Genomic DNA, 14524 nt, shown 5'->3' on the forward strand with positions numbered 1-14524 from the left:
GATTATTACAACCATGAAAGAAGACACCAGTCCATCGACTATGAAAGACCTATCGATCTATTTAAGAGAGCGGCTTGAATTATATTAGTTTTGTAGAGAAACTGTCCTAAAGATCGGGGTATCTACAAGCACACCAATTGAGAATCCAAAATAAGTAATGATTTTATCTACTATAGAACCATAAAATCGTTTTGGAAAAAACAATAAGTATGCTAAATAAGGTATAGCAAAAAATGAAATTGTTGCTATATCGAACAAGAAGCCTATTCCGAAGGTTTCAATAAGAGTAAATGCTTCTTTATCTACTTCAGAAAAATTCCAAATAAAGAAACTACACCTTACTATAAAAGAAAGTATTAAAAACAAGCCAATATAGGCTTTGAATAAAGTGAAGCGCATTGGGAAGATTTTTGACATTTTATTTAAGGTTTTTAAGATGTAATTTTCAGCTAGTAACTAGCTAATATTTGTTCTACTTTATGTATATTTTCTTGTTTTCCTTGTTCAAGGATATCTTCTCCGTAAAGGGTTCTAAAATGGTGCTTTTTTAAAAATTCTAAATTCAGTTTATGCCATTCAAAATCGGTTACTTTGTTATCGCAATACACTTCCCATTCCCTACGAAGCAAAAGTTTTCGATAAAAGAAATGCGAATTGCTGATGTGAAAAATATCGGCATCGCAAAGCACTTCGGCCAAAGCTGTGGTTGGACATTGTGGCATTTTAGTGGCATCGATACAATTATTGACTTTTTCTATAAAATCTTTACTAACTTTTTCTTTTTTTAAAAAATGGGTGGCTATCAATTTACTTTCATCCTCGTGACCTTTGTAGGTGGTTGAGAATCCTGTATCGTGAAACCACGCTGCAACGACAAGAATCTCTGTATTTTGCTTATTAATATCCATAGCAGCGCATAAGTATTTTACATTCTGCACCACTTCCTTGGTATGTTGAAGATTATGAAAAGGCAATGCCGAACATTTTGAAGTCGTCAATAAATCTTTACAATATGTAGCAACGCTACTAATCATCGTTGTGGTCATGGTTTCCATCTAATTGAATAACATTTGCATCGCTTCTAATCTCTATGTGTGTTATTTCTCCGCCACTTGTCCCAACGTATTTAGCAATTCCCATTGTTACCATAGAAAGCAGTAAAATGAGTACAAATCCATATTTTGAGAATGGCAACTTTTTGTATTGTAAAAACAAGGTTATTAGCGATACGCCTCCTAAAATCAGCATCATCGTAAGAAACAATTCTGCATAATCTTCGTGTTTATGGATTAGTGTTTCACTAATTCCAGGTAAATTCTCAACTATTTCTTCAGCACCTTCACCTGTTAAAAAAGCTGCAATAGCTGTTAATGCAGAAAAAATAAAAATACCTAATGCTGTATTTTTGATTTGCGGTTTTTTCATAATTAAACCTGCTAACAACACTAAAAAACCAATCAATACGCCCACAATAGGCAAATGATTGACTACTAAATGAAAATGTGCGTCGTTCATAATTTATTTTTTTGTTTAAACCATATTTACATTGAACAAGTAACCGACCAATGCAGTTAGACCCATTGCAACTGTTCCCCAAAACGTGATACGAGCAATGGCTTTAACGATACTTGAACCGCCTGTTTTAGCAGCTAGTGCTCCCAGAATTATCAAGAAGAAAAGTGCAAAACCATAAAGAGAATATTCCATACTATTTAAAGGCAGAAAAAGTGTTACCAAAAAAGGAAGTAATCCACCTACGGTAAATGCCGCCCCAGATGCAAAAGCCGCTTGAATAGGTTTGGCTTGGCTAATTTCATTTATTCCCAATTCATCTCTAATGTGTGCACCCAAAGCATCGTGTTCTGTTAATTCTTTAGCTACGGTTAAAGCTGTTTCTTTTTTCAAACCTCTTTTTTCATAAATTTCTGCAAGGCGTTGTAATTCAATTTCGGGCATTTCGCTTAATTCTTGTTTTTCGCGTTCAATGTCTGCCTTTTCCACATCGGTTTGTGAACTCACGGAAACGTATTCTCCTGCTGCCATTGACAAAGCACCAGCAACAAGACCTGCTAATGTTGCCAAAATAATAGGCTCTCGTGTCGCACTTGCAGCTGCAACACCTATGGCGAGACTTGCTGTTGATAAAATACCGTCATTTGCGCCAAGTACCGCTGCTCTTAACCAATTACTTCTGTGGATGAAATGGCTATCTAAATAATTGTCTAATCCTTGTTCTTTATCTTCCATCTATTCTGTTATTAGATTAAATGTCCCTTTGGTCAAAAATTCTGTATCTGGTTTAAAATCATTGGCGTTAATTATTTGAATAAAGCCATTATTAGCAGCACCCACTTTGACTAACACCCTTTTAAAAGTTGTACCGTTTTCTTTAACCAAAACAAAGTAGTCATTATCAATATTCGCAACTGCTTCTACTGGTAACGCAGGATGTTCTGAAGTGGTAGTTAATATTTCTCCTTCTATATACATTCCAGGTGCAAATAGTTTTACATCACTTTCGTTTACCAAATCGCCGTGAATGGCGACGGTTCTGTCTTGGGCATTTATCGCTTTATTTACTAAATGCACTTTGCCTTGATACACTTTATTCATATCATTTTGTAGTCGTACATTAATAAATTGTCCTTCTTTTACCATTGGAAGGTCTTTTTCGAAAATCTTTAGTTCAATGTGTAAATCATCAGTATTAGTAACGGTTACAGCAACATCCGAAGGATTTAAGTACATTCCTTTAGTAGCATTAATGGTTGTTGCATAACCCGATAATGGCGATAGTACGCTAATGACTGAACGAATATTCTCTCCCGATAATGTATTCGGATTAATGTTCATTAAGCTCAACTTCTTTTTAAGGGATTGATATTGCGCCATGGTTACAGTATATTCCGATTCTGCTTTTAGAAAATTCTTTTTTGAGGTTACGTTATCTGCCATCAACTCCTTTTGGCGCTCATAATCTGATTTTAAGTAGCTCAAACGTCCTTTGGCTTCTAAAAAATCTTGCTGTGCTTGTACGTATTCAGGATTTTCAATCGTGAATAACGTTTGTCCTTTTTTAACTGCATCGCCTGGTAACAAGCTGATGTTTTTTACATAACCTGCAAAATAGGCACTCACATCTGCCTGATTTTCTGGCGGAACAGCAAACATACCATTCGCCTTTACTATGGAATTAAATGGCTGCATTGTCATTTTTCCGACCTCCATATTACCAGACGAAAACTGATTTTCTGTAATTGTAATAAGGTCAACATTTTCCATTGTTTCAGTTGTATCTGTATTTGCAGTTTCAGATTTTTCTTTTGAGTTACAGGAAGCTAAAGCCAGTATCGCTACGAAGAAAAGACTCTTGAAGTATATTGAATTTGATGTATTGTTGCGTGTATTTTTCATTTTTAATTGGTTAAATAGTTTAATTCTAAAACCGTATTGTTATACTTATTTAGGTTCTGTAAATAATTGATTTCGATATTCTTTGAACTCTCTAAAAGCTGTACATATTGCAAGAAATCTATCTCGCCATTTTGAAATGCTTTTGAAGCGGTTGTTGTTAATTCCTTTGAAAGTTTCTTACCTGTAGTTTCATAATAATCAACCGTTTCTTGATATTTTTTTAAATCAGAAAGAAGGGCATCATAATTTGATTGCAGTTGAATTTTATAATTTTCAAATTCATTGGCCACAATCATAGTTTCGGTTTTTGCGGCATTAATTTTTGATTTGTTTGCTCCAAACCACAACGGTACTGCAACACCCACTTGAAACCCATTGTAGTTTTTTGCATTCACACCATTATTAGTGCCTTGAAATACTGAAAAATGTATATCGGGCAATAACTTTTGTCGTTCTAACGAGAGTGAGGATTTTGCCAAACTTTCTTTTGAATTGTAATACAACATTCCTGGGTGGTTAGTGATATTGAGCTCCTCTAATGCTAGCCTTGGAAGTTTGTCTTCACTTACCGTAATCAATGTGTCACTTTGCACCCATTGATTGAGAATGGTATGTGCTCTTGAAACATCCTCATGTGCTTGGGTTAAAGCAATGGCTATTTCTTTTTGCTTCGTTTCTGCCGTAAGTTTTTCCAATAAATTGGTTTCGCCAACATTATATCTTTTCTTTGCAGCACTTGCAAATTGACCGTATAAACTATCCAAATACGTGTATTGCTCAACCAGAATATTATTATAAACCACGTTGTAATAAGCGATGTAAACTTCTTTTGTTAACAGCCTTTTGTTTAGTTGATATTGTTGTGTCGTCAATGCTACTTTTTGTTTTTCTACCTTACGCTGTACACCATAAATGGTTGGGAATTGAAGCGATTGACTCACTCCAAAAACTTTTAATGGCAAGCCATTTTCAGCAATATTATTTTGGTCATAGCCATAGTAAACCTGTGTCTTATCAATATTTATAGCGCTACCTACCATTTGTTCGGATTGGTTGATTCTTTTAGCGCTAGCTTGAAGTGCTTTATTATTCTCCATTGCCAATTGTACAGTCTGTTCCGCACTTAACGGGTTTTGTTGTGCTTGTCCAAAAATTGGTAATAACAGTAAAAGCATAATGCTCAACGCCTTTAAATTTACTTTAGTCTTCTTTTTAGGATGATGCCCTTTTCTATCGAACATTGCATATAAAATTGGAAGTACTACAAGGGTCAATATCGTTGCGGTTATTAATCCGCCCACAACTACAGTTGCTAATGGTCTTTGCACTTCTGCTCCAGCAGATGTTGAAATTGCCATAGGCAAAAACCCTAGAGCTGCTGCTGCTGCTGTTAGCAATACAGGGCGTAATCTATTTTTTGTTCCCATTAATATTCGTTTATTGATATTGTTTATGCCGTGTGCTTTTAGTTCTTTGAACTCTTCAATCAATACTATACCGTTTAATACTGCTATACCAAAAAGCGCAATAAATCCAACACCTGCCGAAATACTAAAAGGTAAATCCCTTATATACAATAACATTACACCACCAATAGCGGATAATGGGATGGCACTATAAATCATTAACGCTTCTTTTACGGAATCAAAAGCGAAGTACAATAGGACAAATATCAAAATCAAGGCGATAGGTACTGCTATTTTTAATCGAGCCGAAGCTGTGCGCAAGTTTTCAAACTGCCCACCGTAGCTTATAGAATAGCCTGTTGGAATTTTGATATCCTTTTGAATAATTGCCTGTACATCTTTTACCACCGACTCTAAATCTCGGTTTCTAACATTTACACCTACCACTATACGACGTTTGGTATTATCCCGCGAAATTTTTGCAGGTCCTTTTGTATAGCTTATGGTTGCAAATTCGCTTAATGGTAATTTTGTTCCATTGGGAAGTGATACCGATGCGGTTTCAATATTCTCAATGTCCTTTCTGTGCAAATCATCAAAACGAATCACTAAATCGAATTGCTTTTCGCCTTCAAATACTGTTCCCGCTGGCATTCCCGCAAAACCCATTGTAATGACCTTGTTTAAGTCCTCTATATTCAATCCGTATTTGGCAATTTTCCGGCGGTTATATTTAACCGACATTTGCGGCAAACCTGCTGTTTTTTCTACCGAAATATCAGCCGCTCCTTCTACGTTTTGAATGGCTTTTTCTATTTCCAATGCTTTTCGATACAATACGTCTAAATCTTCTCCAAAAACCTTGATTGCCAAATCAGCTCTTACTCCTGTAATCAATTCATTAAATCTCATTTCGATAGGTTGGGTAAACTCAAAATCTAATCCTGCGATTTCATTAGATAAGGCTTCTTTAAATTTATCTGCTAATTCATCTTTGGAATCGGCAGATGTCCATTCGCCTTTTGGTTTCAATTTTATAATAACATCACTTTCTTCCATAGACATCGGGTCGGTTGGTACTTCCGCAGCACCAATTCTGCTCACTACCTGTTCCACTTCTGGGAATTTTTTTAGTATTTTTTCCATTTGCGTAGTGGCTTCAATGGTTTTACTTAAGGACATCCCTGTCTTTAATACAGGTTGAATAACAAAGTCGCCTTCATCTAAGGTTGGTACAAATTCGCCGCCCATTCTGGAATATAAAAATCCTGTAAAAACCAATAGACCAACAGCCATACCTAGCACCAATCTCTTTTTACGTAATGCCCAAGCAATCGTAGGTCGGTATTTATCTTCTAAAAAGGAAATCAAGCGAGATGATATGGTTTTCTTTTCGGTGTTTGATGGTTTAATGAACAAAGAAGCCATTACTGGTATATAGGTAAAACACAGCACCATTGCACCTATAAGTGCAAAACAGAACACCAATGCCATAGGACGGAACATTTTTCCTTCAACACCTACTAAGGATAAAATAGGTATAAATACTATGATGATGATTAATTGTCCGAATACTGCGGAATTCATCATTTTAGTTGCACCTTGATAAGTTATTGTATCTATTAAACCTTGTCTTTCATTTTTAGGAAGTGCTAATAATTTGGCACGCTGACTGGTAATTTTAAAGGCAATAAATTCAACAATAATTACGGCACCATCGATGATAATTCCAAAGTCAATTGCGCCTAAACTCATTAAGTTAGCGTCCACACCAAAAATATACATCAACGAAAGGGCAAATAGCAAACACAAAGGGATAACGGAAGCTACGACTAAACCAGAACGCCAATTTCCTAAAAGCAGTACCACTACAAAAATGACAATCAAACACCCTAAAATCAGGTTTTCGGCGATTGTAAAAGTCGTTTTACCAATAAGCTCACTTCGTTCTAAAAAAGGATTGATTGATATGCCTGGTGGTAATGACGCCTGTATTTCCGATACACGCTGTTTTACCGCTTCAATAACTGCGTTGGAATTAGCGTCTTTAAGCATCATTACTTGCCCGAGTACTTTTTCTCCGTCTCCATTTCCTGTGATTGCCCCAAAACGGTTGGCGTGACCAAAGCCAACATTGGCAACATCTCTAACATACACAGGAACTTCGCCTTTATTAGTAACAACGATATCTTCAATATCTTCAACAGAAGTAACCAAACCTTCGCCTCTAATAAAATAACTTTCATTGATTTTCTCAATATAACCACCACCTGCAACGCTATTATTTTTTTTAAGAGCTGTAAAGACGTCAAAAATAGAAACGTCCATAGCACGAAGTCTTTCAGGGTTTACAGCTACTTCATAGGTTTTTAAGTAACCTCCCCAAGTATTTACTTCTACAACTCCCGGAATACCTGAAAGCTGACGTTTTACGACCCAATCTTGAATGGTTCGAACATCTGATAGTGAGTATTGGTCTTTATGTTTGGCATCTACATCGATTACGTATTGATAGATTTCTCCCAGACCTGTAGAAACTGGACCCATAAAAGGTTTGCCAAAGCCTGCTGGAATTTTTTCTTCGGCACTTTTAATTTTTTCGGCAATGAGCTGGCGTGGTAAATAAGTACCCAAATCATCATCGAAAACAACGGTTACAACTGATAAACCAAATTTGGAAACCGAACGGATTTCTTTTACTCCAGGCAAGTTTGCCATTTCCAATTCTACGGGATAGGTCAAGAATTTTTCTACATCTTCCGTGGCTAAGTTCCTTGATGTAGTAATGACCTGTACTTGATTGTTGGTCACATCCGGAACTGCTCCGATAGGAATATTGGAAAGAGAATACAAGCCGAATCCGATGATTCCGGCCGTAAATAATAGCACAATAAGTTTGTGATGAATACTGTACTGGATAATCCGTTCTAACATTTTTCTGGTGGTTTATTAAGTAATAAAATCAAATGTAAAGTAGGTGTCTAAAAGTATTCTAAGCCGTTTCTTAAGATTGGCTTAAGATTATTTTTTCCTCTTTAGAGCATAAAACAAAAGCCCTGAAAAGTTTTCAGAGCTCTTGCAACTATTAACCAAAAAAACCAATCAAAAAACATTTAATGGCTAAGGGGAATCTTTTTTCTTTTTCATTTTAAAGGGTGAAACTGCTAATTCTATTATAAAAGTAATCTTGTATTCTAAAGACTGAATATAGATATTCTTAAGATTGACTAAATATTTAACAGAAGTTAATAAAAACAAAAGCCCTGAAGAAGTTTCAGAGCCTTTGTCAATCAATCAACACTAACCATCAATCAAAAATCTTTATAGAGAGTCCACTTTTATAAATAATTTAGAGTCGGTCATAGATATTTCACAACGTGCAGGTGCAGTTGTTGCATATGTGTTTCCACAAGTTGGACATAAGTAATAAACAGATGGCAATGAACTTACCTTTCCATCTTCCAAAGCCTTGAAAGCATTTATATAGAAATCCCTATGCTTTTGCTCCACTTTATACGCATAGGTCAAACTTATTTGCGCCATATAGTTTCCCGCTGCGTGTGCATCCTTAATGAAGTTAGGATACATTGTGTTAAACTCATAGCTTTCGCCTTCAATGGCATTCTTTAAATTCTCTATTGTACTACCTACAGTAAATTCTGGCGTAACCGAAGGTATTGCTTCTCCCATTCTTTGTAAAACCACTTTATGATTATTTGCGTGAATTAATTCAGCTCCTGATGCTGCTTTAAACAACATTGCAATTTCAGGGTATCCTTCCTCTTCCGCCTTTTTACTAAAAGCCGCATACTTGGCATGTGCCGTTGTCTCTCCCTTAAATGCATCCTTCATATTTTGAATAGTTGCTTTTTGAGGGTCTCCATTTTCTTTAATAGTATCCATTGTATTCTCAGCCATTTCTTCAGAAAATTTGACCTCAATTTTATCTACCGAAGTATCTTTACAAGACTGAAAAAGCATAGTTGACAGTGCCATTCCGATTACTAGTATTACTGCTGTTCTTTTCATTTTATTTGTTTTTAAATTGTTTAATATTTTATGTAAATACATATCCACATTTTGTGGTTTTTATGTGCTGTTCCTTAAAAAGAGCTTGAAATTTTTACTATTACCCACCCGTTTCATTTCCAAAATCGGGAAGTGTTAATTCAATGCCTGCTCCGTGTTGAAAAACTAATTGCCCTCCTAAATACCCCGTTCTGGCAACCCAACCTACTAAAGCAGCAAATAGAATAATACCCACCCATTTAGTCCAAGTTCTATTATACTTAAAGTAGTAAAGTGCAACTCTAAATAAGGCAGTTACAATTGCAAGCCATAAAGTTATCGTGGCTGCTTCTTCATGAAGTTCCATAGGTGCTTGAAGGATTCCGTCCGTCATTCCATCACCAGCATAGCTACCACTTACATAAGCTACTATTGCTCCTAATGAACCTAGTAATAAAAGATAGAATGCGGCGTTTTTAAAAAATTGCTTTTTGTTGATAAGAGCTATTATTTCCGATAGGAAGCCGACAAATATTAAGGCTATCGGGAAGTGGATAACCATGGCGTGAATGTGTGGTGCTGTTAACATTTTGATGTGATTTTAAATTACACATCAAATGTATTTCAGTCATTTAAAGTTTGTCTGAAGTAAAACTTAAGATTGGCTTAAAAGATAATAGTAAACGTAGTTCCTAAACCAAATTCACTTTCTACTTCAATTTTAGCATTTATAGCGTCAGCTGCTTTTTTGGCTATAGAAAGACCTAAACCATTGCCTGAAATATTCCTATGGTTAAGTGCATCTGACCTGAAGAAATTGTTGAACAATTTATTCAAATCTTCTTTTTTAATGCCTATACCTTCATCTTGAACCTTACAGATTATTTTAGAACCTAATTGTGTTATTAAAATATAAACATTGGTCGCGTTTTTAGCATATTTTGCAGCATTACCGATAATATTTTCAAGGATTAGATTTGAAAAATATTGAGGTACTAATGTTTCATTATCAATATCATTTTCAAAACTTATCGATAGCTTTTTTTCTGATATTTTGTTTTTGTGTCTTGAAAGAATTTCATCGATTATGGTCGCCAAAGGCATCAAGGATTCATCTGCTGAATTTGTAATAGTATCCAATCTTGCTAATAGTAATAGTTGTTCTATTGTGGCAGTCATTCTATCTATTTCCGTAAGACTGAATTTGATTTTTTCTTCATATTCGGCACGTTCTCTTGGTTTACGAATCAAAACTTCCAATGTTCCTTTTAAGGTTGCCAAAGGTGTGCGTAGCTCATGAGAAGCGTCTGAAGTAAATTGTCGTTCTCTTTCCAAGGCGTTTTCGATACGTTGCAACAAGTCGTTGATACTGAAAGACAAATCGAACAATTCATCTTTATTTTGAGGCAATGCCACACGTTCGTTTAAGTTGTTCCTAGTAATTCTATTTGTGGTTTCCGTTACGCTTTTTACCGGAATGATGCTTCTGCCAGCGATGAATTTAGAAATAAAATAGAGACTCGCCAAAAGCAATAAATAGACCAGTAGTAAAATATTTCTTAAATTGTACAGTACCATTTGCGATGCTTCTAATGACATCGCAGCGACTATAAAACCCTTTATTTTTCCGTTTTCTTCAATTGGTAATTGTACTTGTCTTATGGGTCTTTGATTTAAAATATCGTTATAATGCCCTCCATAATTAGATTTTGGATGAAATACAAGCTCGTTTTCTTTTAGGTTAGGGGATTTATCCATAAAAGTACCATTCTTATCCCAAAACTGGATGAAAACAGGGTTGACCTGTACCTCTCTATGTTCTCTTTCTTCCCACTCTTTTTTATTTTTTATTTTAATACTATCGCCTACAATTTTTATTTCTCTGGTATGTTTTTCTGCTTCGAAAGACAGGTCGCTATCCAAATTTTGATACACCACACCTTGTACTACAAAATAAACTGCTGTAAAAGCAACTGCCATTATAATTGCAGTTGCAATCATATAATGTAATGCTATTCTATTTTTAAAACTTAAATTCATAGTTCCTTTGCAATGTAACCGACACCTCTTACTGTTTGGATGTAATTCTCTTCTTTTCCCAGTTTAAGCTTATTGCGTAGTGCATTAATGAACACGTCTATTACGCCTGTATTATAATCAAAATGAATATCCCAGACGCTTTCAATAATTCGCGACCTTCTGCATACCATACCTTTATTGCGTATTAAATGCTCTAGCAATGCAAATTCCTTTTGCGTCAAACTTATTTCTTCGTCGCCTTTAAATACTTGATAGGTTGCTGTATTAAGCGTGATGCTCCCAAGCTTAAAAACGGAATGCTCTCCAGATTTAGGGCGTAATTGTACCTTGATGCGTTCTAAAAGTTCTTCAAAATGAAATGGCTTTTTTATATAATCATTCGCACCTGTTTGAAGTCCGAAAATGGTTTCGTCCAAAGTGTCTTTTGCTGTTAGAAAAATTACAGGTGTTTCTTGATATTCCTTTCTGAATTGGCGACATATTTCTATCCCACTTATACCTGGCACCATCCAATCTAACAACAATAAATCGTATTCGCCTGAAAGTGCCATTTCAAGCCCTTTTTTGCCTTCTTCAGCGATGTCCACAGCATAAGACTCTTCCTCTAAACCTTGTTTAAGAAAGTTGAATATACCTGGTTCATCTTCTACTATTAATATTCTCATCGCGCAAAAGTTACAATTTTTAATTAAGTTAAGATTTGGTTTTTCTTAAGATTGGCTTAATATTTTATCAAATTTTTCAAGGCCGTTTTAAGAACTTAAAGTAGGATGCTTTTTGTTTTAGCAATACATCTATCTAACTAGAGCATATACCAACGTTGTTATTTAGCGAAATACTTCAACAATTAAAAACCCCGCTTTTCTCCTTTAAGCAAGTCGATTTATCATTTTTTTCACCTTTTACCTTTTACCTGATTATAATGAAATGAATTATATAGAAATAAAGTATTTCATGAAATTTAAAAACAGTACAAATAGGATCAACAAAACAAAAACGATAAGCACCAAAATCCAAACTATTTTATCTTTTAAGGTTATGCTACTTTTCGTAGATTTTACCTTTTTATATTCCTTTAAAACTTTTTTTCGTCTTTTTGTTTTGATAATTGCTGTCTTTCAAATCTTGATTTTCTATAAAAATTGATTTAATACACAAAAATCAATCTCTTACCTTAGAGTTTGATTAATAGATTCTTAAAACTTCCTTAAGATAGTCGGCTATCGATTAACAGTAAAAAACTTACACTAACTTTACAAATTCAAGATGATTAATTTTTACTAATTATCAAAATACTCGTTGAAATGATTACCATACTAACCACAGGCGGAACTATTGAAGATCTGGATAATACGGTTGATAAAGAAATCAAAAAATCGAAGGTAACTATTGAAGATTTTCTGAAGAATGCTAATTTGGATTTAGAGTATTCCATTGAGAGTGTCTGTAAAAAAGACAGTAGGACTTTAAATGAAAATGACAGAAGACTGATAGTACATAAGATAAAGGCTTCCAATGCAACTAAAATATTAATTACTCACGGTACTTTCACTATGGAAGATACTGCAAAATATATAGGAAATCTCAACCTCGGTAAGACCATTGTTTTGGTCGGGTCTATCATTTTAGGGTCGTCTGCAAACACAGATGCACCTTTTAATTTAGGGTATGCAATCAGCTCATTACAATTTCTAAAACCAAACGTTTATATTGCTATGAACGGACAAATATTTCTTTGGAACAATGTTTCCAAAAATTTAGAAACCAACAAATTTGAGCACAATGAATAATCACGTTAATGTTTGGCACTTCAATACATTGGACAACTTTCTTCTATCTTTTAATAGATACGTTCATTGTATTGCTTACACTCTACTTTTCAAGAAAATATCCGCGCAGTAGTCTAAGCCGTTTTCTCTATCTTGGATTGTTGTTTATTGCCTACAATACTACAGGTGGTTTCCTACCGATTAATAATTTTCCAGGCCCTTTCATTTTACAATATATCATCACGTATGGTGTTGCAATAGCATTATGTGTTTATATCGTTTACTACCTCTATAAAGAATACGATGTTGTTGTTTTAAAATTTAATTCATCCATTAGAAATCTTGCTATACTGGCAAGCGTGAGTTTTATAGTACTGTTTCTCATTCCATATTTTTTAACGGATTCCCTTAAGTCTGCTCGCTTTCTTTTTACCATACCTATATCTGTTATTGCTTTTATTTTTCTGTTTATTTTCTACCGTCGTATCTCGAATCCCAGCAACCCAAATGCATTTATATTAAGAAGAAACAAACTTTCAGTAATAAGTGTAACAAGTATTGCTTTACTTCCTATTTGTACTGTTATTGGCGATTTTCAATGGCTAACTTTCACAGTAATGAATATTGCCTTTTATGCTATTACTGCCATAGAAATTGAGAGATATTTATATTTCATTGAGAACAACAATAGAATGTACGAGGTCTTTGCTCTAAAGAAAAAGAAGAGAAACGAATCAATAGAGCAAAAAATTATTTATGAGGATTTGACTAGAAGAGAAATCGAGGTTGCCTTGTCAATTCTAGGTGATTTGAGCTATAGAAATATTGCCAAGGATCTATTCATTGCAGAAAGTACAGTATCAAAACACGCTTCCAATATCTTTAAAAAAACAGGTGTAAGGAATAGGCGTGAGTTTTTAAAACGGTTTAGAAAAAAAAAGAAGTAAATTTTATCAGTCTCACAAATCCAATGTTTTCAATATATCACTGCATATCCGTAGAAAAATACGGACTATTCCGTAATTATATACGGTACGTTTTACCTGTGAAGCTTTTAAGTAATGATAACTTACAGAGAGTTCCACAGAATACACCAATGAGCCACAAATTTTATGAATCGTGGCATTCATTTATAATGTTTTGCAGGACTACGATGACATTTAATCAACCTTATCAATTAAATTCCATTTCTATGATTTACAACTTAAAAGTTCCTGCTTATGAATTCGCAACTACTATCAAAAACATTATTGAAGGATCTGGATGAAATTAAAATCCAGAATACAAATATTTTAGAACAAGCTTATCGTTCAATAAAAGCGTGCCGTAAATTACTGAGTGCATATAAAAAAGAAATAATTGAGACGAAATTTAAGACAATTCAAGATGAAATTAATTTCTTCAAAAAGACAAAGCAGGTTCCTCTCATCAAACTCATCTATTTTTCTGAAATCCATTCGTTTGAGATTCAACTTCCAAAGGGCGATAAGGACGCCCAATTGAAATCGATTAAGAAGAAAATCAGTAAAATAAATCGTTTCTTCCTATATAATATTGACTTTGGGCGCTATGTAAATTCTGGTGCTACCCATTTTGACAAGGAATATTATACCAGAGATTACCTCGAAACGTTTCATATCACAACCTCTAAATTCTACTTTCAAGACCCAGAGTTTTGCACACCAAGGGATATGCTGCTTGGCAAATACAAGGCATATGATTTGTTTGTGGTTTATTTAGATGAAAAGAAATACAAAATCCGGAAAGGATTGAACGGCAAATTAAATGGTGCTAAACCAATGGAAAAGATACATTGGCCATTTTCAAACACAGATTATGTTGAACTCGTTTATGCGCTATGCTCAAAGGGATTGGGCAAACAGGACA

At 34.6% G+C, this 14524-nt stretch carries 14 protein-coding genes; 3 read left to right on the forward strand and 11 right to left on the reverse strand.

Going from position 1 to position 14524, the window contains the following annotated elements; genetic code table 11:
• Positions 1–84: 84 nt before the first annotated feature.
• From PY092_RS19165 to PY092_RS19210, 10 genes are all read right to left on the reverse strand, one after another.
• Positions 85–417 (reverse strand): hypothetical protein, encoded by a 333-nt coding sequence (locus PY092_RS19165; RefSeq protein ID WP_275617352.1) that lies wholly within the window; start codon positions 415–417, stop codon positions 85–87.
• Positions 418–449: 32 nt separating this feature from the next.
• Positions 450–1055: an HD domain-containing protein gene (locus tag PY092_RS19170; RefSeq protein WP_275617353.1), complete on the reverse strand. Its 606-nt coding sequence runs from the start codon at positions 1053–1055 to the stop codon at positions 450–452.
• On the reverse strand, positions 1027–1515 hold the full coding sequence (locus PY092_RS19175) for a DUF2231 domain-containing protein (protein ID WP_275617354.1): 489 nt from the start codon (positions 1513–1515) through the stop codon (positions 1027–1029). Before PY092_RS19175 ends, PY092_RS19170 begins: the two co-directional genes overlap by 29 nt.
• Positions 1516–1530: 15 nt before the next feature.
• Positions 1531–2247 carry a VIT1/CCC1 transporter family protein gene (locus PY092_RS19180; protein ID WP_151674515.1) on the reverse strand — a complete coding sequence of 239 codons (717 nt, stop codon included), beginning with the start codon at positions 2245–2247 and terminating at the stop codon, positions 1531–1533.
• A complete protein-coding gene (locus PY092_RS19185; RefSeq protein ID WP_275617355.1) occupies positions 2248–3414 on the reverse strand; it encodes an efflux RND transporter periplasmic adaptor subunit in 1167 nt (388 codons plus the stop codon).
• A gap of 2 nt (positions 3415–3416) precedes the next feature.
• On the reverse strand, positions 3417–7754 hold the full coding sequence (locus PY092_RS19190) for a CusA/CzcA family heavy metal efflux RND transporter (RefSeq protein WP_275617356.1): 4338 nt from the start codon (positions 7752–7754) through the stop codon (positions 3417–3419).
• A 387-nt stretch (positions 7755–8141) separates the two neighbouring features.
• Positions 8142–8849: a rubrerythrin family protein gene (locus PY092_RS19195; RefSeq protein WP_275617357.1), complete on the reverse strand. Its 708-nt coding sequence runs from the start codon at positions 8847–8849 to the stop codon at positions 8142–8144.
• A 100-nt stretch (positions 8850–8949) separates the two neighbouring features.
• Positions 8950–9417: a DUF2231 domain-containing protein gene (locus PY092_RS19200; protein ID WP_275617358.1), complete on the reverse strand. Its 468-nt coding sequence runs from the start codon at positions 9415–9417 to the stop codon at positions 8950–8952.
• Positions 9418–9494: 77 nt separating this feature from the next.
• Complete coding sequence (locus PY092_RS19205) at positions 9495–10868, reverse strand: HAMP domain-containing sensor histidine kinase (RefSeq protein ID WP_275617359.1); 1374 nt, start codon at positions 10866–10868, stop codon at positions 9495–9497.
• Positions 10865–11533 carry a response regulator transcription factor gene (locus PY092_RS19210; protein ID WP_275617360.1) on the reverse strand — a complete coding sequence of 223 codons (669 nt, stop codon included), beginning with the start codon at positions 11531–11533 and terminating at the stop codon, positions 10865–10867. Before PY092_RS19210 ends, PY092_RS19205 begins: the two co-directional genes overlap by 4 nt.
• A 639-nt stretch (positions 11534–12172) precedes the next feature.
• Between PY092_RS19210 and PY092_RS19215 the strand changes: the two genes are divergently transcribed.
• Both PY092_RS19215 and PY092_RS19220 read left to right on the forward strand, forming a co-directional pair.
• Positions 12173–12658: an asparaginase domain-containing protein gene (locus PY092_RS19215; protein WP_275617361.1), complete on the forward strand. Its 486-nt coding sequence runs from the start codon at positions 12173–12175 to the stop codon at positions 12656–12658.
• 8 nt (positions 12659–12666) lie between these two features.
• Positions 12667–13584, forward strand: a complete 918-nt coding sequence (locus tag PY092_RS19220) for a LuxR C-terminal-related transcriptional regulator (protein ID WP_275617362.1) — start codon at positions 12667–12669, stop codon at positions 13582–13584.
• 12 nt (positions 13585–13596) lie between these two features.
• On the opposite strand, the gene PY092_RS19225 is transcribed toward PY092_RS19220, so the two are convergent.
• Positions 13597–13767 carry a hypothetical protein gene (locus tag PY092_RS19225; protein WP_275617363.1) on the reverse strand — a complete coding sequence of 57 codons (171 nt, stop codon included), beginning with the start codon at positions 13765–13767 and terminating at the stop codon, positions 13597–13599.
• A gap of 90 nt (positions 13768–13857) precedes the next feature.
• On the opposite strand from PY092_RS19225, the gene PY092_RS19230 reads away from it, so the two are divergent.
• The coding region (locus PY092_RS19230) for an RteC domain-containing protein (RefSeq protein ID WP_275617364.1) at positions 13858–14524 on the forward strand (667 nt) is incomplete at its 3' end.

This window comes from Flagellimonas yonaguniensis (assembly GCF_029193885.1).
GTDB lineage: Bacteria > Bacteroidota > Bacteroidia > Flavobacteriales > Flavobacteriaceae > Flagellimonas > Flagellimonas yonaguniensis.